Annotated in this window: 18 protein-coding genes; 4 read left to right on the forward strand and 14 right to left on the reverse strand. The window is 63.5% G+C overall.

Going from position 1 to position 19,923, the window contains the following annotated elements; all coding sequences use genetic code 11:
• Positions 1 to 11 precede the first annotated feature (11 nt).
• Both ACEUCR_RS14555 and ACEUCR_RS14560 read left to right on the forward strand, forming a co-directional pair.
• Positions 12 to 887: a flagellar protein MotY gene (locus ACEUCR_RS14555; RefSeq protein WP_209434923.1), complete on the forward strand. Its 876-nt coding sequence runs from the start codon at positions 12 to 14 to the stop codon at positions 885 to 887.
• Positions 888 to 958: 71 nt separating this feature from the next.
• Positions 959 to 1,732 carry a hypothetical protein gene (locus ACEUCR_RS14560; protein WP_408747200.1) on the forward strand — a complete coding sequence of 258 codons (774 nt, stop codon included), beginning with the start codon at positions 959 to 961 and terminating at the stop codon, positions 1,730 to 1,732.
• Positions 1,733 to 1,798: 66 nt separating this feature from the next.
• Here the strand turns inward: ACEUCR_RS14560 and gloA are convergent, their stop codons facing one another.
• The 9 genes from gloA to ACEUCR_RS14605 form a co-directional block, all read right to left on the reverse strand.
• A complete protein-coding gene (gene gloA / locus ACEUCR_RS14565) occupies positions 1,799 to 2,212 on the reverse strand; it encodes a lactoylglutathione lyase (RefSeq protein WP_408791046.1) in 414 nt (137 codons plus the stop codon).
• Positions 2,213 to 2,305: 93 nt separating this feature from the next.
• Positions 2,306 to 2,947, reverse strand: coding sequence for an endonuclease III (nth, locus tag ACEUCR_RS14570; protein WP_041999514.1), 642 nt, complete (start codon positions 2,945 to 2,947; stop codon positions 2,306 to 2,308).
• A 23-nt stretch (positions 2,948 to 2,970) separates the two neighbouring features.
• On the reverse strand, positions 2,971 to 3,690 hold the full coding sequence (locus ACEUCR_RS14575) for an electron transport complex subunit E (RefSeq protein ID WP_111874513.1): 720 nt from the start codon (positions 3,688 to 3,690) through the stop codon (positions 2,971 to 2,973).
• Positions 3,687 to 4,325 (reverse strand): electron transport complex subunit RsxG, encoded by a 639-nt coding sequence (gene rsxG, locus ACEUCR_RS14580; protein ID WP_041999509.1) that lies wholly within the window; start codon positions 4,323 to 4,325, stop codon positions 3,687 to 3,689. The genes ACEUCR_RS14575 and rsxG overlap by 4 nt, the downstream gene beginning before the upstream one ends.
• A gap of 147 nt (positions 4,326 to 4,472) precedes the next feature.
• On the reverse strand, positions 4,473 to 5,525 hold the full coding sequence (rsxD, locus tag ACEUCR_RS14585; protein ID WP_111874512.1) for an electron transport complex subunit RsxD: 1,053 nt from the start codon (positions 5,523 to 5,525) through the stop codon (positions 4,473 to 4,475).
• Positions 5,526 to 5,528: 3 nt separating this feature from the next.
• Positions 5,529 to 8,246 (reverse strand): electron transport complex subunit RsxC, encoded by a 2,718-nt coding sequence (gene rsxC / locus ACEUCR_RS14590; RefSeq protein ID WP_408791048.1) that lies wholly within the window; start codon positions 8,244 to 8,246, stop codon positions 5,529 to 5,531.
• Positions 8,247 to 8,248: 2 nt separating this feature from the next.
• On the reverse strand, positions 8,249 to 8,812 hold the full coding sequence (rsxB, locus tag ACEUCR_RS14595) for an electron transport complex subunit RsxB (RefSeq protein WP_041994971.1): 564 nt from the start codon (positions 8,810 to 8,812) through the stop codon (positions 8,249 to 8,251).
• Between the two features lie 4 nt (positions 8,813 to 8,816).
• Complete coding sequence (rsxA, locus tag ACEUCR_RS14600; RefSeq protein WP_005909250.1) at positions 8,817 to 9,398, reverse strand: electron transport complex subunit RsxA; 582 nt, start codon at positions 9,396 to 9,398, stop codon at positions 8,817 to 8,819.
• A gap of 176 nt (positions 9,399 to 9,574) precedes the next feature.
• Positions 9,575 to 10,873, reverse strand: coding sequence for a methyl-accepting chemotaxis protein (locus ACEUCR_RS14605; protein ID WP_408791051.1), 1,299 nt, complete (start codon positions 10,871 to 10,873; stop codon positions 9,575 to 9,577).
• 320 nt (positions 10,874 to 11,193) lie between these two features.
• Between ACEUCR_RS14605 and fabV the strand changes: the two genes are divergently transcribed.
• The gene (gene fabV, locus ACEUCR_RS14610; protein ID WP_041994968.1) at positions 11,194 to 12,387 is read left to right on the forward strand and encodes an enoyl-ACP reductase FabV; all 1,194 of its coding nucleotides are present in this window, start codon (positions 11,194 to 11,196) and stop codon (positions 12,385 to 12,387) included.
• 153 nt (positions 12,388 to 12,540) lie between these two features.
• Here the strand turns inward: fabV and ACEUCR_RS14615 are convergent, their stop codons facing one another.
• On the reverse strand, positions 12,541 to 13,755 hold the full coding sequence (locus ACEUCR_RS14615; RefSeq protein WP_041994966.1) for a pyridoxal phosphate-dependent aminotransferase: 1,215 nt from the start codon (positions 13,753 to 13,755) through the stop codon (positions 12,541 to 12,543).
• A 371-nt stretch (positions 13,756 to 14,126) separates the two neighbouring features.
• Between ACEUCR_RS14615 and ACEUCR_RS14620 the strand changes: the two genes are divergently transcribed.
• Positions 14,127 to 14,354: a DUF1653 domain-containing protein gene (locus tag ACEUCR_RS14620; RefSeq protein ID WP_111874509.1), complete on the forward strand. Its 228-nt coding sequence runs from the start codon at positions 14,127 to 14,129 to the stop codon at positions 14,352 to 14,354.
• Between the two features lie 60 nt (positions 14,355 to 14,414).
• On the opposite strand, the gene ACEUCR_RS14625 is transcribed toward ACEUCR_RS14620, so the two are convergent.
• The 4 genes from ACEUCR_RS14625 to ACEUCR_RS14640 form a co-directional block, all read right to left on the reverse strand.
• Positions 14,415 to 14,672, reverse strand: coding sequence for a GrxA family glutaredoxin (locus tag ACEUCR_RS14625; RefSeq protein WP_041994964.1), 258 nt, complete (start codon positions 14,670 to 14,672; stop codon positions 14,415 to 14,417).
• Between the two features lie 770 nt (positions 14,673 to 15,442).
• A complete protein-coding gene (gene dacB / locus ACEUCR_RS14630) occupies positions 15,443 to 16,876 on the reverse strand; it encodes a D-alanyl-D-alanine carboxypeptidase/D-alanyl-D-alanine endopeptidase (protein ID WP_111874508.1) in 1,434 nt (477 codons plus the stop codon).
• Positions 16,877 to 16,962: 86 nt separating this feature from the next.
• Complete coding sequence (locus ACEUCR_RS14635) at positions 16,963 to 18,723, reverse strand: DEAD/DEAH box helicase (protein ID WP_408791054.1); 1,761 nt, start codon at positions 18,721 to 18,723, stop codon at positions 16,963 to 16,965.
• A 156-nt stretch (positions 18,724 to 18,879) separates the two neighbouring features.
• Positions 18,880 to 19,917, reverse strand: a complete 1,038-nt coding sequence (locus tag ACEUCR_RS14640; RefSeq protein ID WP_408791057.1) for an HlyD family secretion protein — start codon at positions 19,915 to 19,917, stop codon at positions 18,880 to 18,882.
• Between the last annotated feature and the right edge of the window lie 6 nt (positions 19,918 to 19,923).

The raw sequence follows: 19,923 nt of genomic DNA on the forward strand, positions 1-19,923 counted from the left end.
AGGGCAGGCAGTTGAACGCTTGGATTGTGGGATTGGTCGGCATGTCGGTGAGCATGCAGTTGCAGGCGGGGGTAACCGAATTCGGTGCCGGCCTGGATCAATCCGTCTGGCGCCTGACCGCCGACAGCCAGATCGAGTGTCGCCTGGAGCACCCCATCCCCGGGTGGGGCACCGGAGCCTTCGTCACCCGTGCCGGGCGCAAGATCAACCTCGACTTCGAACTGAGCGGCCTGCGCCAGCAGGCGCAGACCCAGACGGTGAGCCTGGGCAGCATGCCCCCCAGCTGGCGTCCGGGTCTGGCCGGGCGCGACATCAGCCAGATCCGCTTCTTCAAGCAGTTCGACGGCCTGGTGGACGGCCAGACCGCCTGGACCATGCTCGACGAGCTGGAGAGCGGGCGCATGCCCACCTTCCAGTACCGGGACTGGTATCGCCAGAACCGTGCGGTGCGGGTCTCCCTTTCCAGCGTCAACTTCAGGGTCAAGTACCAGGCCTTCATGGATTGTCTGAACGGCCTTTTGCCCTACAGCTTCAACGACATCGCCTTCAGCGTGCTCACCTATGACAAGAACAGCGATCGCCTCTCCGCCGCCTCGCGGCGCCGCCTCGCCATGATAGGGGAGTTCATCAAGGCGGACAGCACCATAGACGTGGTGGTGATCGACGCCTACAGCGACAGCTATGGCGGGCGCTGGCCCAACCAGAAGCTCTCCGAGAAGCGGGCCGACGCCATCAAGAAGGTGTTTCTCGACCTGGGCCTGGAGGAGGGCAAGATCTCGGTGGAAGGCCACGGGGAGAAGCAGCACGTCGCCTCCAACGAGACGGAGGAGGGGCGCGCCAAGAACCGGCGGGTGGTGATCAGCATGGGGCGTAGCGGCGCCATCTGATTTTTGCTAGTTTGACTCCCACGAACGCCGGACAAGGGATGCCGGCGTGATGCGACGAGGGATGACCCAAGATGATGAGATCCATTGCCCTGGCCGGGCTGGCATGTACCCTGGCATTGAGCGGCTGCGCCACTGCCCCCGATCCCCATGGCCCCTACGTACAAGAGCCCACCATGAGCTGGGCGTGGAACGTCACCGCCTACGCTGGCTATCCCAATCTGATCCGCGACAATCCCTACCGGCAACAGGTCAGCCTGGAGGACCAGGAGAGAAAAGGCATCATGCTGCCTGGCTCTCTGGTGCAGGCCTATCCCCTGACCCGGGCCAGCGTGGTCACGGCTCCCCTCCATGACGGGGAAGACTATGACGATGCCGAGGTGGTGCGCCGGGTGCTGCTTGAGCAGTACGAGGTGCGGGCACCGCGGACCGATCTCGCCCATGAGGAAGCCCGGCTGCAACCCCTGCTGCGTTCCCGCAATCTGGCCGGTTTTGTCTGCCGTGACTATCAGGCGCCATTGCTGGTGACCACGGTCAGTACCGGCGCCTATACCCATGAGTGCCTGGTGCCCGGATTCGAGGAGTTCAGCGTCTATGTCAAGGCGGTGCGTGAGGCCGATGGCAGCGAGTTTGGCCCCATTCTCGGGCTCTCGCCGGGGCGCTATACCGTGCTGACGGTGCGAAGCGATCTCGGGGATCTGCTGATACCCCGTCCCCTGGCAAGGGTTCCCATCTTCCAGTTCAAGGATGGGGTCTACGTGGTCAACAGCAACGAGCTGCCCTTCGTTGGCCCGGACTCTGCCGGCAAACGACTGGTGTTTCTCGGCGGTCAGCCTCGGCTGCTGTGAGGGGTAAGCAGGTAAGAAGGGGAGCCAATGGCTCCCCTTTTTTGCGGATGGTTGACGAGGGTCCCGTCAGACGCTCTCGCCCAGGCCGTGGCCGGCGTCTTTCTTGGCGATCAGCTCAATCTTGTATCCGTCCGGGTCTTCCACGAAGGCGATGACGGTGGTGCCGCCCATGACAGGGCCCGGCTCGCGGGTGATCGTGGCGCCGGCGGCGCGCAGGGCGTCGCAGGTGGCATAGATGTCGTCCGCTTCCAGGGCGATGTGGCCATAGGCCGAGCCCAGCTCGTACTCGCTCACGCCCCAGTTGTAGGTCAGCTCGATCACCGCCTCGCTCTTCTCGTCACCGTAGCCGACGAAGGCCAGGGTGTACTTGTACTCGCTGTTCTCGCTCTTGCGCAGCAGGGTCATCCCCAGCACGCGGGTATAGAAGTCGATGGAGCGTTGCAGATCGCCCACTCGCAGCATGGTATGCAGAATTCTCATTGCTCAATTCTCCGGGTTGGTGATGGGTACTGCCTTGAATCCATGGCCCGAGGCCCAGACTCGCCGACGCCTGTAAACCAGGCGCCCTGCGGATCAAGTCTCGGGATAGACCTTCTCTTTGTATTCGCACAGATCTTCGATGATGCAGGAGCCACAGCGCGGCTTGCGTGCCAGACAGGTGTAGCGCCCGTGCAGGATCAGCCAGTGGTGCACATCCAGCTTGAACTCGGCTGGCACCACCTTGAGCAGTTTCTCTTCCACCTGATCCACGTTCTTGCCCACCGCCAGGCCCGTGCGGTTCGACACCCGGAAGATGTGGGTATCGACGGCAATGGTGGGCCAGCCAAACGCCGTGTTGAGCACCACGTTGGCGGTCTTGCGCCCGACGCCGGGCAGGGCCTCCAGGGCCTCGCGGTTTTCCGGTACCTCGCCGCCATGGCGCTCCAGCAGGATGGCGCAGGTCTTGATGACGTTCTCGGCCTTGGTGTTGAACAGGCCAATCGTCTTGATGTACTCCTTGAGGCCATCGACCCCGAGCGCCAGGATGGCGGCCGGGGTATTGGCGACCGGATAGAGTCTGGCGGTCGCCTTGTTGACCCCCACGTCCGTGGCCTGGGCCGACAGCAGCACGGCGATCAGCAGCTCGAACGGCGTGCTGTAGTTGAGCTCTGTCCTGGGCGCCGGATTGTCTTCCCGCAGCCGGGTCAGGATCTGGCGGCGCTTGTCGTTGTTCATCTCTTGCTCACACTCTGTCGTTTTTATAGTTCGGTGGCGCGGGCACCCGGCGCCGGCACGCTGCAATGGGCCTGTTCGGTCGCCTGCTTGCGCCCCAGCCAGTCGTTGATGGCATTCTTGGCGGCGATGAGCAGCCCCAGGCCAAGAAAGCCCCCCGGTGGCAGTATGGCCAGCAGCAGGGCGGAGTCGTGGGGGAAGATCTCGATGCGCAGGGATCGGGCCCAGTCACCCAGCAGCAGTTCGGCGCCGTCAAACAGGGTGCCCATGCCGATGATCTCGCGCATGGCCCCCAGCAACAGCAGCACTAGGGTGAAGCCCAGCCCCATCATCAGGCCGTCGAGGGCTGCCAGCAGGGGAGGCTGCTTGGAGGCGTAAGCCTCTGCCCGGCCTATGATGACGCAGTTGGTGACGATGAGGGCGATGAAGATGCCAAGGGCCTGATAGAGGCCATAGGTGTAGGCGTTCATCAGCAGCTGCACACAGGTCACCAGGGAGGCGATGATCATCACATAGATGGGGATGCGGATATCCCGCGGCACCCAGTGACGCACCAGGGAGACCGCCAGGTTGGAGCCTATCAGCACCGCCATGGTGGCCAGTCCCAGCCCCAGGGCATTGGTGAAGGTGGAGGAGACGGCTAGGGTGGGGCAGAGTCCCAGCACCTGTACCAGGGAGGGGTTGTTCTTCCACAGCCCCTGGAGCATCAGCTCCTTGATCTCGCCCGCTTTGGGTTCGTGATTCATGGGTTTTCTCCTGCCCCGTCGCAGGGGGGCGCATCTTGCAACAAGGCAGGGTGAGTCTGTTGCAAACGCAGCAGGTTGGCAACCGCCTTGACCACGGCCCTGGGGGTGATGGTGGCGCCGGTGAAGGCATCGAAGTCACCACCATCTTTCTTCACCGCCCAGCTGGCCTCGTTGTCCTGGGTGAGGAACTTGCCGACGAAGCTCTCGATCCAGCGGGATTTCTTCAGCTCTATCTTGTCGCCAAGGCCCGGGGTCTCGTTGTGGGCCAGCACCCGCACTCCCTTGACCCTGCCGTCGGCATCGGTGCCGACGATGAGGCGGATGGCGCCGCTGTAGCCATCGGGCGCCACCGTCTCCATGGCATAGCCGGTCACCTGGCCGGCCAGGGTGGCGGTGTAGAGGGGCATGGGCTGGCTGGTGCCGAGCAGCGGGCTGGTGACCCGCTTGCAGCTGGCCACCAGATCATTGTCATAACTGCCCACCGGCAGCAGGGCGCTCAGGGTATTGAGCTTCTCCCGCTGCTGCTGGTGGGCAATCTTGTCCTGGGTGAGCAGATGAGTCGCCACCACGACGCTGGTGCAGACGAGGGCAAACAGCGCCAGGGTGAGGCCATGGTTGCGCATGCTGGTCAGCATAGGGGCGCTCCTTGGAAGAGGGGGAAGACACGAGTCACTTGCGACGCTCCCCGTAGGATTTGGGACGGGTCAGGCTGTCTATCTCCACGGGGATACGCAGAGATTGGCCGACAGCACTGTGTGGGCGCTGGGCCTGGGGCACGGTTGTCACTTGCGACGCTCCCCGTAGGATTTGGGACGGGTCAGGCTGTCTATCATGGGGACGCAGAGATTGGCCAGCAGCACGGCGAAGGCGATGGCGTCCGGATAGCCGCCGAAACGGCGAATGATGTAGATGAGCACGCCGATGAGGGCGCCATAGATGAGACGACCCCGGGCCGTGGTTGAGGCGCTGACCGGATCGGTGGCGATGAAGAAGGCCCCCAGCATGGTGGCGCCGGAAAACAGGTGGAACATGGGGGTGGCGGTGGCATCCGGGCTGATGAGATAGCCCAGGGTGGCGGCGCCAAACAGGCTGGCCAGCATGGCTACCGGGATGCGCCAGGCGATCACCCTCTGTTGCAGCAGGAAGAGGCCGCCCAGCAGGTAGCCCAGGTTGACCCAGCTCCAGCCGATGCCGCCCCAACCCTCGAACACGGAGTGCGTCATCACCTCGCTCGCGGTCAGCCCCTGGCCCAGTCCCGTCTTGAGGGTATCCAGCGGCGTGGCCATGGTGAGGCCATCCACCCCCTGCTTGAGCTGGGCCATGCTGTAGCCGTCCAGGCTAAAGCCGGTGAAGATGGTGGAGACGGCATCGCCAAAGCCGATGCCGTAGGCGGCGATGTCGGACGGAGGCAGCCAGCTGGTCATCTGCACCGGGAAGGAGACCAGCAGCAGCACATAGGCCACCATGGCCGGGTTGAACAGGTTCTGGCCCAGGCCGCCATAGAGGTGCTTGGCGATGATGATGGCGAAGGCGGTGGCGACCAGGGTCATCCACCAGGGCAGCAGGGGCGGCAGGGCCAGCCCTATCAGCACGGCGGTGAGCAGGGCGCTGCCATCTAGCAGGGCGGGTTTGACCGGCCGGGCGCGCAGGCGCAGCACCAGGGCCTCGCAGCCAAGGGCCGTGACCGCGGCCAGGGCTATCTGGATGACGGAGCCCCAGCCGAAGAACCAGATCTGGGCCGCGAGCCCGGGCAGACAGGCCAGGATCACCAGCAGCATCAGGGTCTGGGTCTGCTTGCGGTTGTGGGCGAAGGGGGCACTCGCGATAGTGAACATGACTCAGGTATCCCTCTTGCTGTCAGCCGGGCTGACCGTTTCGTTGTCTGTGGTGGCGCCCGCAAGCGCCGCCTTTCTGGCCTTGGCTTTTGCCACGGCGGCGGCGATGGCTGCCTTCTTGGGATCGAGCTCGGGGGCAGACGTCTCGGCGCCAGGGGCCGTTTCGGCGCAGAGCTGTGCTGCGGGGGCCTCCTTGGCCTCGGCCGCCTTTCTGGCCTTGGCTTTTGCCACGGCGGCGGCAATGGCCGCTTTCTTGGGGTCAACCTCGGGGGCGGACTCGGCGATCGGCTCGCTGGGTGCCAGGCTCGAGGCGATGGGCGCGGCGGCAGAGTCGTCTGCGCCCTGGTCCCCGGCAGCCTGGGCGGCCTTCTTGGCCTTGGCGCGGGCGATGGCGGCGGCAATGGCCGCTTTCTTGGGGTCAACCTCGGGGGTGGACTCGGCGATCGGCTCGCTCGGTGCCTCGCTCGAGGCGATGGGCGCTGCGGTTGAATCGTCTGCGCCCTGCTCCCCGGCAGCCTGGGCGGCCTTCTTGGCCTTGGCGCGGGCGATGGCGGCGGCGATGGCCGCTTTCTTGGGGTCAACCTCGGGGGAGGACTCGGCGATCGACTCGCTGGGTGCCTGGCTCGAGGCGATGGGCGCGGCGGTTGAATCGTCTGCGCCCTGGTCCCCAGAGGCCTGGGCGGCCTTCTTGGCCTTGGCGCGGGCGATGGCGGCGGCAATGGCCGCTTTCTTGGGGTCAACCTCGGGGGCGGACTCTGCGATCGGCTCGCTCGGTGCCTGGCTCGAGGCAATGGGCGCAGCTGTTGAATCGTCTGCACCCTGGTCGGCCTTCTTGGCCTTGGCGCGGGCGATGGCGGCGGCGATGGCCGCTTTCTTGGGGTCAACCTCGGGGGCGGACTCGGCAATCGGCTCGCTGGGTGCCTCGCTCGAGGGGATGGGCGCGGCGGCAGAGTCGTCTGCGCCCTGGTCCCCGGCAGCCTGGGCGGCCTTCTTGGCCTTGGCGCGGGCCAGGGCGGCGGCAATGGCCGCCTTCTTGGGATCGGACTCCTGGGACGGGGCGGGCTCCGTCATGGGGGCACTGGCCTCGAGTTCGGCCGCCTTGGCGGCGCGGCGCGCCAGGGCCTCCTGCTTGCGGGCCTCCCGAGCGGCGGCCATGGCTGCGTTGTCAGGGGCGCCTTCGCCTGGGGTCGCTTCCTGTTTTGCCTTGAGCCGGGCGAGGGCGGCGGCCACGGGATCTTCCCCGGTGGCGGCCGTCATGGCCTGGCGGCGCTGGGCGGCGGCCTCGGCGTGGCGTGCCTCGCGGGCGGCCTTGTCCCGCTCGAAGCGCGCCTGCTTGGCCTCGAAACGCAAGCGGGCGCGTTCGGCCTTCTCGGCTTCCTCGCGGGCCTCGCGGATATCGTCCTTGGCAATCTTGTAGTACTGCACCAGGGGGATCTGGCTCGGGCAGACCCAGGCACAGGCGCCGCACTCGATGCAGTCGAACAGGTTGAGCTGCTCCGCCTTGTCATACTCCTTCGCCCGGCTGTACCAGTAGAGCTCCTGGGGCAGCAGGGTGGCGGGGCAGGCGTCGGCGCAGGCGCTGCAGCGGATGCAGGACTGCTCCGGCTCGGGAGGGGGCAGCTCGGCCTGGGTCGGGGCGAGCAGGCAGTTGGTGGCCTTGACCACGGGCACCATGGCGTGGGGCAGGGTGAAGCCCATCATGGGCCCCCCCATGATCACCCGCTGGCCCGGTTCCGGCTGCAGATCGAAGCGCCCCAGCAGCCAGCGTACCGGGGTGCCAAGGCGCACCCAGGCATTGCCCGGCTGCTTGAAGGCGTCTCCGGTGAGGGTAACGATGCGCTCGATGAGCGGCTCGCCATCGACGATGGCGCGCTTGATGGCGAACACGGTGGCGACGTTGAGCACCATGATGCCGATATCGACGGCCCGGCCCCCCTTGGGTACCTGACGGCCGGTCAGCAGCTCTATGGTCTGTTTGGCGCCGCCCGAGGGATATTTGGTGGGGACCTCCCGCACCAGTATGTCCTCTTCGCTGATCTGCTGGCGCAGGGCCTTGGCCGCGGCGGGCTTGTTGTCCTCGATGCCGATCAGGCAGAGCTTGGGCTTGAGCAGGTGCTTGAGCACCCGGATACCCTCCAGGATCTCGTCCGCGTACTCCTGCATCAGGCGGTCATCCGTGGTGATGTAGGGCTCGCACTCCAGGCCGTTGATGATGAGGATCTCGGTGAGCTGGCCATGGCCATCGAGCTTGCTGTGGGTGGGGAAGACGGCGCCGCCGAGTCCGGCTATGCCGGCCCCTTGAATGCGCTCGAGCAGACTGACCCGGTCCAGGTTCCAGTAATCGGGCTGGGGCTGGCGCTCGCACCAGGCGTCCTCTCCGTCGGGGATCAGGGTGATGCAGAGGTCGGAGAGGCCGGAGGGGTGGGCGACCGTGTGCTGGCCGATGGCGCTGATGACCCCTGAACTGCTGGCGTGGACCGGCACGAAGCGGCCACGCTCGAAGGCGGTGAGGGGCTGGCCCTTCTTCACCTTGTCGCCCACCTTGACCAGCAGCTCGCCGGCCAGGCCCGCGTGCTGGCGCACCGGTATGATGAGCTCGGGGGGCAGTCCCGCCTGCACCACAGGGCTCAGGCTGGATTGCTGCTTGTTCTCGGGGGGATGGATGCCGCCATGAAAATCCCACAGGGCACCGGCCTTGATGCGTTCGATTACAGACTGCATGACTACTCCACCATCTTGACCGGGATAACGACACTGTTGAGATCCCACTTCCAGTTATCGACCGTAGTGGGGACCGGGATCATCTCGATGCAATCGGTGGGGCAGGGGTCGACGCAGAGGTCGCACCCGGTGCATTCATCCTTGATCACCGTATGCATCGCCTTGGTGGCGCCGACGATGGCGTCGACCGGACAGGCCTGGATGCACTTGGTGCAACCTATGCACTGATCCTCATGGATGAAGGCGACCTTCTTGATGGGCACGGCGGCATGGCCGTCCCCCATGGCCAGGGGTTCCACCCCCATGAGGTCGGCAATCTTGCGCATGGTGGCATCGCCGCCCGGGACGCACTTGTTGACGGCGTCGCCATTGGCGAGGGCTTCGGCATAGGGCTTGCAGCCCGGATAGCCGCACTGGCCGCACTGGGTCTGGGGCAGCAGGGCGTCGAGCTGATCGACGATGGGATCGGCCTCCACCTTGAACTTGATGGCGGCAAATCCCAGGATCAGGCCGAAGGCCAGGGCCAACAGCGCCAGAACCAGGATGGCAAACAATAGGTGAGTCATAGCGCTATATCTTGATAAGGCCGGTAAAGCCCATGAAGGCAAGGGACATCAGGCCTGCGGTGATCATGGCGATGGACACGCCACGAAACGGCGCCGGGATGTCGGCGGCCACCAGGCGCTCACGCATGGCGGCAAACAGCACCAGCACCAGGGCGAAACCGGCAGCGGCACCGAAGCCGTAGATGATGCTCTGGATGAAGTTGTGGCGCTCGTTGATGTTGAGCAGCGCCACCCCAAGCACGGCGCAGTTGGTGGTGATGAGGGGCAGGAAGATGCCGAGCAGGCGATAGAGGGTCGGGCTGCTCTTGCGTACCACCATCTCGGTAAACTGCACCACCACGGCGATGACCAGGATGAAGGCCAGGGTGCGCAGGTAGCCAACCGAGAGCGGCAGCAGAATATAGTGTTCCACCAGATAGGAGCAGGCGCTGGCCAGGGTCAGCACGAAGGTGGTCGCCAGCCCCATGCCGATGGCGGTTTCCAGCTTGCCCGAGACCCCCATGAAGGGGCAGAGGCCGAGGAATTTCACCAGCACGAAGTTGTTCACCAGCACGGTGCCAATCAGTAAAAGCAGGTACTCAGTCATCAGAATTTGGATTATCCGCTGTGAAGGCGGGCGGTATTATCTGATGTTAGGGGGTCAGAAACAACCGCAAGCCCGCAGGGTTATTAGTGAATTATCCAGCCCTGTGGTGCGAGGACGCGTCCCTTGTGCCCATCTCTCCCGACGAGGCGCCAGGGGGGCACCTCGTCGGGAGTGATTCATATGGAGAGATTTTTGACCGTGTCGGAGACGGAGTTGGCGTCTTCGATGATCTCCTTGATGACGGCGGAGACGATGTTGGCCTGCTCCTGCCCGGCCATCGCCTTGTCGGACACCACGCTGACGGTCTGGGTGATGGTGGAAGTGATCTGGGAATTGAGCTTGATGACGGAGACGATCTCGTTGGTGGAGGAGGAGGTTCTGGCCGCCAGCTGCCTCACCTCGTCGGCGACCACGGCAAAGCCCCGCCCCTGTTCCCCCGCTCGGGCCGCCTCGATGGCGGCATTGAGGGCCAGCAGATTGGTCTGATCCGCGATGCCGCTGATGGTGGAGATGATGGACTCTATGCTCCTGGACTGCTGGTTGAGCCGCTCTATCTGCTGGGTCACCTCGCTGACCGAGCTGTTGATGTGACGGGAGGTGTCCAGCACCTTGTCGATCACCTCTCGTCCCTTGTCGGCGCTGGCGACCGTCTCGCTGGCGATGGCGCAGGCCTTCTTGGCCGCCTCGCGCACCGAGAGGGCCTGCTCGACCCGCTCCGTGATGTCGCTGGCCAGCTTGATGATTTTCACCACCTTGCCTTCGTGATTAAAGATGGGGTTGTAGGTGGCCTCCAGCCAGATCTTCTGGCCCTGGTGCCCCAGGCGCATGAAGAGACCGGATTGTATGGTGCCTGCCCCCAGATCCCGCCAGAAGTGGGGGTGCTGGCGGTAGAAGTCGTCATCGCAAAACAGTCGGTGATGCTGGCCCGCCACCTCTTCGAGCCGGTAGCCAAAGCAGTGGAGAAAATTCTGGTTGGCGGTGATGACGGTGCCGTCCGGCTCGAAGTCGATCACGGCCAGGGACTTGTCCAGGGCGGCCAGCAAGGCCTGGCTTCGCTCCAGGGACGATTGCTGCTGGGTCACGTCCGAGGCGACCTTGGCGACCCGCACCACCTTGCCCTCGACCACGATGGGAAAATAGGTGGCCTCCAGCCAGACGGCCTGGCCCGATTTGGCCTGACGGATGAAGCGGCCGCTGCGAAAGGTGCCCTTGCACAGATCCTGCCACAGGGCCTCGTAGTCGCGGGTCTTGACGTCATCGGGAAAGCAGAGGGTGCTGTGGTGTTGCCCCAGCACCTCATCACGCCCATATCCCACGATGGCGAGGAAGCGATCGTTGACGAAGGTGACTATGCCGTCCGGGGTGAACTGGATATAGGGCGCCTGGGACTGGATCGCCTGCTCGAAGGCGTCCAGCCCGGCGACTCTTGCGGTTTCTTCGCGTTGTTCATTGCTGTCCGTGTGTTTCCAAAACATGTGGTGCTCCTCCGTGAGACCCCTGTGATGCTTTGTTCTGACGATAACCGACCGGCTCAATACTAGTACAACTCCTTTGCCGACAGCAGAAGAGAATTGGGGTAACGCGCTGTTTTCATGCTGTTTATGTCCGCTTTCCCGGCAAGTGGTACCGCAGAGCGCGCGGGGGAGGCCAAGGCGACCGAGGGATTGAGTCTCGCTGCCCGGGTCCTCTTTTTTTACCAATTTTCCCGGCCGTTCAACACATCAGAGCACCTTATCTCGGCAAGATGAGGTATCTTATGCCCGATTTCATCCATCAAACGGATAAGAGAAAACACATGATCATCAAACCCAAGGTTCGCGGCTTTATCTGCACCACCACCCATCCGGTCGGCTGTGAAGCCAATGTTCGCCGTCAGATTGCCTACACCCAGGCCAAAGGCACCATCGAGAATGGGCCCAAGAAGGTGCTGGTGATCGGCGCCTCTACCGGTTACGGCCTGGCTTCCCGCATCGCCACCGCCTTTGGCTCCGGCGCCGCGACCATAGGTGTCTTCTTCGAAAAGCCGAGCTCCGAGACCAAGACGGGCTCCGCCGGCTGGTACAACTCCGCCGCCTTCGACAAGGCCGCCAAAGAGGCCGGCCTCTACGCCAAGAGCATCAATGGCGATGCCTTCTCCCACGAGTGCCGTGCCAAGGTGATCGAGCTCATCAAGCAGGATCTGGGTCAAATCGATCTGGTGGTCTACTCCCTGGCCTCCCCGGTGCGCAAGCTGCCGGACACCGGCGAAGTGGTGCGATCTGCGCTGAAACCCATCGGCGAGGTCTACACCTCCACCGCCATCGATACCAACAAGGATCAGATCATCACCGCCACCGTCGAGCCGGCGAACGAGGAAGAGATCCAGAGCACCATCACCGTCATGGGCGGCCAGGACTGGGAGCTGTGGATGGCTGCCCTGCGTGATGCGGGCGTGCTGGCCGACGGCGCCAAGTCCGTGGCCTACTCCTACATCGGCACCGACCTGACCTGGCCCATCTACTGGCATGGCACCCTGGGCCGCGCCAAGGAAGATCTGGACCGCGCCGCCGCCGCCATCCGTGGCGATCTGGCCGCCAAGGGGGGCACCGCCCACGTGGCCGTGCTCAAATCCGTGGTGACCCAGGCATCAAGCGCCATTCCGGTGATGCCGCTCTATATCTCCATGGCCTTCAAGATCATGAAGGAGAAGGGCATTCACGAGGGCTGCATGGAGCAGGTGGATCGCATGCTGCGCACCCGTCTCTATGGCGAGGCGCTGGCACTGGACGAGCAGGCCCGCATCCGCATGGACGACTGGGAGCTGCGGGAAGACGTGCAGCAGACCTGCCGCGATCTCTGGCCCTCCATCACCACCGAGAACCTCTGTGAGCTCACCGACTACGCCGGCTACAAGCAGGAGTTCCTGCGCCTGTTCGGTTTCGGTCTGGACGAGGTGGATTACGATGCGGACGTGAACCCGGACGTGCAATTCGACGTGATCGAACTGTAAGGCTTTCGCCTGCGTCATGAGAAAGGGCCCCGTCTGCTGCAGACGGGGCCCTTTGCTATCCGGTCTGTACTCCTCCCGAAAGAGGCCGCCAGCCAGAGAGGCGCCCGGGGGAGCCTCTCTTTGCCATGCCGGTGGTTGCAACACAGCCTTGGCTTATTGCTTGTAATCCTTCAGGAAGCGGGCAAGGCGGCCAATGGCCTCTTCCAGCTCCTCTTCCCGGGGCAGGAACACCAGTCGGAAGTGATCCGGCGCCGGCCAGTTGAAGCCGGTGCCCTGCACCAACAAGAGCTTCTCCTGCTGCAGCAGGTCGAACACCATCTTCTGGTCGTCGCGAATGTCATACACCTTGGGGTCGAGGCGCGGGAACATGTAGAGCGCCCCCTTGGGCTTGACGCAGGAGACCCCGGGGATCTCGTTCAAAAGCTCCCAGGCCTTGTCACGCTGGCGGCGCAGGCGCCCGCCCGGCAGGATCAGCTCGTTGATGCTCTGATAGCCGCCAAGGGCGGTCTGGATGGCGTGCTGCATCGGCACGTTGGCACACAGGCGCATGGAGGCCAGCATCTCCAGCCCCTCGATGTAGCCTTTGGCACGGCCCTTGGGACCGGTGATGACCATCCAGCCCTGACGGAAGCCGCAGGCGCGGTAGGCCTTGGAGAGGCCGTTGAAGGTCACCACCATGACGTCGTCGCACAGGGTGCAGACGCTGGTGTGGGAGATGTCGTCGTAGAGGATCTTGTCGTAGATCTCGTCGGCGAAGATGATGAGGTTGTGCTGGCGGGCGATCTCGATCACTTCAAGCAAAAACTCGCTGCCGTAGACGGCGCCGGTCGGGTTGTTGGGGTTGATCAGCACCAGGCCGCGGGTGCGCGGGGTGATGCGGGCGCGGATGTCGTCGAGATCCGGATACCAGTCGGCCCCTTCATCGCAGCGGTAGTGCACCGCGTGGCCGCCGGAGAGGGTGACGGCGGCGGTCCAGAGCGGATAGTCGGGGGAGGGCACCAGCATCTCGTCGCCGTTGTTGAGCAGCGCCTGCATTGCCATCACGATGAGCTCGCTCGCGCCATTGCCGATGTAGATGTCGTCGATGTCGACCTTGCGCATCCCTTTTTGCTGGTAGTACTGCATCACCGCCTTGCGGGCGGAGAAGAGCCCCTTGGAGTCGCAGTAGCCCTGGCTCTGGGGCATGTTGAGGATCACATCCTTGATGATCTCCTCCGGCGCTTCGAAGCCGAACGGGGCCGGGTTGCCGATGTTGAGCTTGATGATGCGATGGCCTTCGTCTTCGAGACGGCGAGCCTCTTTATGCACAGGGCCGCGAATGTCATAGCAGACATCGTCGAGCTTGTGCGACTTGTCGATGGTGAACATAGTGAACGAGATCCCCTGGGGCGCGTTGGCGAAAAAGGCGATTTTTAGTATCAAATTTCTTTGCCTCTATTCTTCACAGAATTGAATGCTAGAACAATCTTCTTTTTAGAATAATTCCCTGATTTTTAGCCCTCAAACAGGGTTGCTGATTTGTTAAATTCAGCATGATCGTTTGCCCTGCGACGACATTACCAGTGAAAGATGAGGGAAGGGATAGATATCAACAGCGAGTGTGTTGAATTAGCCCGTGCTTGTGGCACGATTGGCTTGCGTGAAAAACGGTCGTTTGGCCCCCCGGCTTGCCCTTGCATGGTCGCTCAAGGGCAGGTGCAGGCGGGCACGGGGCCTGGATGATGGACTGGGAGATGGGAATGGATCAGCAACAGGGGGGGCCCTTGCCGGGCCCGGGGCGTTATCGCCACTGCAAGGGGGGATTTTATCGGGTGCTGACCCTGGCCCGGCACACCGAGACCGGGGAGTCCCTGGTTGTCTACCAATCCGAGCAGGATGGCGCCATCTACGCCCGCCCTCTGCCCATGTTCATGGGGAGCACTGAGTATCGGGGGCAGCTGGTGAGCCGCTTCACCCGGGTGGAGTAACCCCGGACGCTGGCATAAGAAAAGGCGCCAAGGGCGCCTTTTACATGGACAGCTGGGTGGTTACAGGCCGAGGTGGGCGCTGGCATAGGCCTCGAAGTCGGTACAGCCGCCGATGTGCTGCTCGTCCAGGAAGATCTGCGGCACCGTGGTGACGGGCTTGCCCGCCTTGGCGGCCAAGTCGTCCTTGGTGAGCCCGGCGACGTTGATATCCACGTAGTTGAAGTCAAAATCGTCGCGCGCTTCGCGCAGTTGCTCGGCCAGCATCTTGGCGCGCACGCAGTAGGGGCAACCGGGACGACCAAAAATCTCTACAAACATCTTTTCTCTCCGTTAGGTAAGGCCGTTGAGACGAGGCGGGTGACAGGATAGCCTCGGCTTTCGGCCAGTCAAAGCTGAAAATTCCGATACGCCTGTTCGCGGTGCTCGATTGCACCCCGGCCAGGTGCCGACACAGGGGTCGGCACCTGGCGCGGCATTCTGGATTGGCGGCGAGGGGGCTTGCTCAAGCCAGCCTTACTGCCCGGCGATCTGGATGGGCTGCTGCTGGTAGAGGCTCTCCAGCACTCCTTTTTCGAACAGAGTCCGGGGGATGGGGCCGCCTTGCTGGCAAGGCCGCCCGTATTGTTCATCACTGCCCGGCGATCTGGATGGGCTGCTGCTGGTAGAGGCTCTCCAGTACCCCTTTTTCGAACAGAGTCCGGGGGATGGGGCCGCCTTGCTGGCAAGGCCGCCCGTATTGTTCATCACTGCCCGGCGATCAGGATGGGCTGCTGCTGGTAGAGCCTCTCCAGCACTCCTTTTTCGAACAGAGTCCGGGGGATGGGGCCGCCTTGCTGGCAAGGCCGCCCGTATTGTTCATCACTGCCCGGCGATCTGGATGGGCTGCTGCTGGTAGAGGCTCTCCAGCACTCCTTTTTCGAACGGAGTCCGGGGGATGGGGCCGCCTTGCTGGCAAGGCCGCCCATATTGTTCATCACTGCCCGGCGATCTGGATGGGCTGCTGCTGGTAGAGGCTCTCCAGCACTCCTTTTTCGAACAGAGTCCGGGGGATGGGGCCGCCTTGCTGGCAAGGCCGCCCATATTGCTCATCATTGCCCGGCGATCTGGATCGGCTGCTGCTGGTAGATGCTCTCCAGCACCCCCTTCTCGAAGACGGTCCAGGGCCAGGGCGCCTTGCTGGCACGGTAGCGCTCGTGGGTGGCCGGATCCTGGGAGAGGCCGCGCTGGAACATCACGAACGCCTTGCGCTGGCCACCGGCGGTGTCGATGAAACCGGCCAGATTGGAGGTGCCTGTGATGGTGCCGGTCTTGGCATGGACCTTGTTCTTCATCATGGGGGCGGTGACGCTGCGCCGCCAGGCCAGGGTGCCATCCACCTGGGAGCTTGGCAGCAGCTTGATGAAGTCGAGCTCGGCGTCGTTTTTCTGGATGAAGCTGAGCACCGACAGCATCTGGCGGGCACTGATGAGATTGTGGGCGGAGAGCCCGGAGCCGTCGGCCAGGGTGGCGTTGCCCAGGTTGATGCCGTGCTTGGTCAGGATGGCGCGCACCGCCATGGTGCCGCTGCGATAGCTGCCCGGCTTGTTGTAGTAGTGACGGCCCACTGTCTTGAGAAAGCTATCGGCATAGGTGTTGTCGGACTTTTTCAGCATCCTGGCCAGCATCACCGGCAGGGGGGCCGAGGTGTGGGTCGCCAGGGTCTCGGCGCCCTGGGGGGCCTTGTGGGTGACCCGCAGCAGGCCATCATGCTGGATGCCGGCTCTGTCCATGGCCCAGCGGATGTTGTCCCAGCCCCAGGCCTCCACGTCGTGGATGGCAAAGCGCAGCCCCTGCGGCTCCTTGTTCGGGGTGATGCAGCCCTTGAGCTCGTAATGGTTGCCCTTGGCCATGTCCACCTCCAGGGCGCAGAACTGGCGTGCCATGTCGCCATAGCTCATCACCTCCACGTTCTCGGCGCTGATGCTGATGGGCACGCCGGTGGCCACGTTGCCGGTGGCGGGTCTGCCTATCTGGGTGGCTGTGATGGTGCCATAGGCGCAGTTCTTGTCGATGATGACCGAGGAGACGGGAGCGGCGAAGCAAAGGGTCTGATCACCCCAGGACCAGCCGTTGCCGCGCTCGTAGCCGTTGTAGGCGCCGGTATTGACGTAGACGTTGCCCTGAATGCGGGAGACGCCCAGCTGCTTGAACAGGGCGAGCAGATCCATGCGCGACAAGGTGGGATCACCGACGAAGTTGATCCAGAGATCGCCATTGAGGGCGTTGCCCTGCCGGGCGCCGGGTTTGGCCTGGATCTCGGTACTGAAACGAAAATCGGCCCCGAGTTCGAGGCGGGCCGCCAGGGCGGTGAGCACCTTCATGGTGGAGGCGGGGGCTATCATGTCGTCGGCATGGCGGGCGAACTCCACCCCGTTGTTGCCTTGCACTATCACGGCATATTGGCCGCCCTGGGGCGGGGTCAGCGGGGCGGCCTGGGCCGCCAGGGAAACGAGAGCACACACACCTATCAAGAGCCGCTGCATAACATCCTCTAACGTAACGAAGGGGCTGGCGCGGGAAGGCCAACCCTGAAAACCAAGATATTCATCTGTTTTGGCCAGACACCGCCCTAGCCAGGGGCGTTGGCGGTGCGGTAGCGGCCGTCGTAATCAAAAATCTTCTCTTTCACCTGCCAGAAACGTCCCGATTTGCGGGCGATGACGAAGTCCGGGTGGCGAAACTGGCGCTCTGCCGCCAGCACGCTCGCCAGGGTGGTGAATTCGGGCTCCAGTCCCGGTGCGGGCCAATGATGACGCACAAAGCGTTGTTGAAACAAGCGTTGCGCTCCCTGGGTGTGGAAAGAAAAGTACTCCATCAGGGTGAGGCCATCCTCATCGTGATAGGTCACCTCCAGCCGCTCCCCCTGTTTGCCGCGACCGGCGGCCAGGGTCAGCCCCGCGCAGCGGATCACCATGCAGTCCTTGAGATTGAGGGCCTCCTTGAGCTTGTCGTCCGGATCCACCAGCAACTGATCGCAGCTCTGGCAGCGACGGGCGGCGATGTCGTTTTCGCTGCCGCAACCGGGACAGATCTTGGCGCGAAAGCGGTAGTCGCACTCCTCGCGGTGGCCCTCGTCATCTTCAAACAGCCCCTGGCAGCGGCGGCCGTAGTGCTCGACCACCTTGCCATCTTCGTCGGTCTTGCCCCAGAAGGTGTTGGCAAAGCCGCAGGCGGGGCAGGGTACCTGGACCGGTTCGGTACCAGCGTGGGGTCTGGGTTCCCCCACCTCGGGGGCGAACAGGTTGAAGTTGTTGCCGGCGTAGTCGAGCACCAGGCAGTCGGTCTTGCCCGGCGACAGACGCAGGCCCCGGCCCACTATCTGCTGGTAGAGCGAGACAGATTCCGTGGGCCTGAGCATCACGATGAGATCCACATGGGGGGCATCGAAGCCGGTGGTGAGCACAGCCACGTTGACCAGAAACTTGATCTCCCGGGCCTTGAAGGCATGGATCAGGGCATCGCGCTCCGGGCCCGGGGTCTCGCCGGTGACGAGGGCCGCGTGCTGGGACTGGGCGCTGAGCAGCCCCTGAATTTCCCGGGCGTGCTCGACGGTGGCGGCGAAGATCATCACCCCTTGGCGCTCGGCCGCATACTCCAGCACCTGGCTCACTATGTGGGGGGTGACCCGCTCCTGGCGTTTTAGCTCGCCGTTGAGCTGGGCCTCGCTGAACAGGCCGTTTTCTCGCGGCACCAGCTTGCTGAAGTCGTAGTGGACTATGGGGGCATCGATCATGCGCGGCGGTGTCAGGTAGCCGTTTTTCACCATGAAGCGCAGGGGCAGCTCGAACACGCAATCGCCAAACAGCCGTTCACCATGGCTTTTCACCATGCCGTGGTAGTGACGCCGGTAGATCCAGCCCAGCCCCAGCCGGTAAGGGGTGGCGGTGAGGCCGAGGATCCTGAGGGCCGGGTTGGCCGCTTTCAGATGCCCGATCACCTGATGGTACTGGCTGTCGTCATCGAGCGAGACCCGGTGGCACTCGTCGATGATGAGCAGGGAGAAGGCGCCATCGAAGGCATCCAGATTGCGGGCCACCGACTGCACCGAACCAAACACCACCTGGGCGCTCGCCTCCTTGCGTTCCAGCCCGGCGGCGAAGATGTCGGCCTTGAGCCCCCAGGCCTCGAACTTGCCATGGTTCTGCTCCACCAGCTCCTTGACGTGGGCCAGCACCAGTACCCGACCGCGAGCCTTGCGGGCCAGCTCGGCAATCACCAGGCTCTTGCCGGCCCCGGTGGGCAAGACCACCACGGCGGGATCCGGGTGTTTGCGAAAATGGCGGATGACGGCGTTGACGGCGTCGGTCTGGTAGGGTCTGAGAACGAACATGGGGTGTGGCGTGTTGGCGTGGGTCGGCGCAAGGTGGCGCCATTATAGGGATCTTGGTGGCAAAATGCAGCGTGGCGAAACCCGGGAAGGAAATGGCCGTCTACCAAATAAAACGGGCCGGCATGATGCCGGCCCGTGATGACCACCAGGAGATCCTTAGTGGAAGGGGAACAGGTAGTTGAGCCAGCTGCCCATGCGCATCAGGATCTTGCGCATGATGGCCACATGATGGAAATGTTCGGTGTAGATGGCGGCCTGGCCGCTGGCACCGGCGATCACCTGATACTTGGCCCACTCGGGATCGGTGATCTCGAGGACGATGGGCAGACGGCCCGGTACCTGGGCGGAGGTCTGATCGATAAGACCTGCCTGGGCCTGGATGTTGCCCGGCGCCATGGCGGGGATCACGGACTGCACCTTGGCCTTGAAGATGCGACCCGGGATGCCGTCCAGCACTACCTCGGCCTCATCGCCCGCCTTCAGGCGCTGCATGCTGTTCTGCCAGAACCAGCCGACGTAGGTGCTTTCATCTTCGTGAATGAAGGTCATCACGGGACGATACATGAAGGGGGCAGCAATCATGCCGGGGCGCAGCGCCAGTTGCACCACATGGCCGTTGCTCGGGGCATAGACAACGGTCTGCTCCAGATTGTACTTGGCGATGTTGAGCTGGGCGTTCAAGTCATCCAGCGACGCCTTCTGCTGGTCAATCTGGGCGACGATGTCGTCCACGTTGGCCTGGGTCACGTCGAGATCCCGCTGCTTGCCGATGCCGCGACGCACCAGTTCCAGGGCGCGATCCCTGTCCAGGGTGGCGGAGCGCAGTCTGGCGTCGAGGGCTTTCAGGAAATCGGTGTTGGAGGCGAGCCGTGCGGTCAGGCTGGCAACCTTCTCCTGGAAGGGCACAGCATCGAGACGAAACAGCACATCCCCCTGCTTGACCGGCTGGTTGGCTTTGACCGCCACCTCGGTGACCCGCCCTTTCACCAGCGGCACTATGGGGGTGGAGACATAATAATTACGGGCCAGCTCCGAATAGGGGTGGTTGTAGTTCATCAGCATGATGAGTGTGCCGATGATGATGACGCCACCCAGCACGGCGGTCGGCACCGTCCATTTGTTGAGCGGGATCTTGAATATCTTGAAAATCCCGACGCAGACGGCCGTGTAGGTAAGAATAAGTAGCAAATCCATGAGTGA

The organism is Aeromonas bivalvium, assembly GCF_046078285.1.
Classification (GTDB): domain Bacteria; phylum Pseudomonadota; class Gammaproteobacteria; order Enterobacterales; family Aeromonadaceae; genus Aeromonas; species Aeromonas bivalvium.

What these genes read in the sequence shown, in the direction of transcription:
- ACEUCR_RS14640 (WP_408791057.1), bottom strand. Translation starts at nt 19,917, where the DNA reads ATGGATTTGCTACTTATTCTTACCTACACGGCCGTCTGCGTCGGGATT.
- ACEUCR_RS14560 (WP_408747200.1), top strand. Translation starts at nt 959, where the DNA reads ATGATGAGATCCATTGCCCTGGCCGGGCTGGCATGTACCCTGGCATTG.
- rsxA (WP_005909250.1), bottom strand. Translation starts at nt 9,398, where the DNA reads ATGACTGAGTACCTGCTTTTACTGATTGGCACCGTGCTGGTGAACAAC.
- ACEUCR_RS14625 (WP_041994964.1), bottom strand. Translation starts at nt 14,672, where the DNA reads ATGTTTGTAGAGATTTTTGGTCGTCCCGGTTGCCCCTACTGCGTGCGC.
- ACEUCR_RS14605 (WP_408791051.1), bottom strand. Translation starts at nt 10,873, where the DNA reads ATGTTTTGGAAACACACGGACAGCAATGAACAACGCGAAGAAACCGCA.
- gloA (WP_408791046.1), bottom strand. Translation starts at nt 2,212, where the DNA reads ATGAGAATTCTGCATACCATGCTGCGAGTGGGCGATCTGCAACGCTCC.
- rsxC (WP_408791048.1), bottom strand. Translation starts at nt 8,246, where the DNA reads ATGCAGTCTGTAATCGAACGCATCAAGGCCGGTGCCCTGTGGGATTTT.
- rsxD (WP_111874512.1), bottom strand. Translation starts at nt 5,525, where the DNA reads ATGTTCACTATCGCGAGTGCCCCCTTCGCCCACAACCGCAAGCAGACC.
- rsxG (WP_041999509.1), bottom strand. Translation starts at nt 4,325, where the DNA reads ATGCTGACCAGCATGCGCAACCATGGCCTCACCCTGGCGCTGTTTGCC.
- ACEUCR_RS14575 (WP_111874513.1), bottom strand. Translation starts at nt 3,690, where the DNA reads ATGAATCACGAACCCAAAGCGGGCGAGATCAAGGAGCTGATGCTCCAG.
- ACEUCR_RS14620 (WP_111874509.1), top strand. Translation starts at nt 14,127, where the DNA reads ATGGATCAGCAACAGGGGGGGCCCTTGCCGGGCCCGGGGCGTTATCGC.
- fabV (WP_041994968.1), top strand. Translation starts at nt 11,194, where the DNA reads ATGATCATCAAACCCAAGGTTCGCGGCTTTATCTGCACCACCACCCAT.
- ACEUCR_RS14635 (WP_408791054.1), bottom strand. Translation starts at nt 18,723, where the DNA reads ATGTTCGTTCTCAGACCCTACCAGACCGACGCCGTCAACGCCGTCATC.
- rsxB (WP_041994971.1), bottom strand. Translation starts at nt 8,812, where the DNA reads ATGACTCACCTATTGTTTGCCATCCTGGTTCTGGCGCTGTTGGCCCTG.
- ACEUCR_RS14615 (WP_041994966.1), bottom strand. Translation starts at nt 13,755, where the DNA reads ATGTTCACCATCGACAAGTCGCACAAGCTCGACGATGTCTGCTATGAC.
- dacB (WP_111874508.1), bottom strand. Translation starts at nt 16,876, where the DNA reads ATGCAGCGGCTCTTGATAGGTGTGTGTGCTCTCGTTTCCCTGGCGGCC.
- nth (WP_041999514.1), bottom strand. Translation starts at nt 2,947, where the DNA reads ATGAACAACGACAAGCGCCGCCAGATCCTGACCCGGCTGCGGGAAGAC.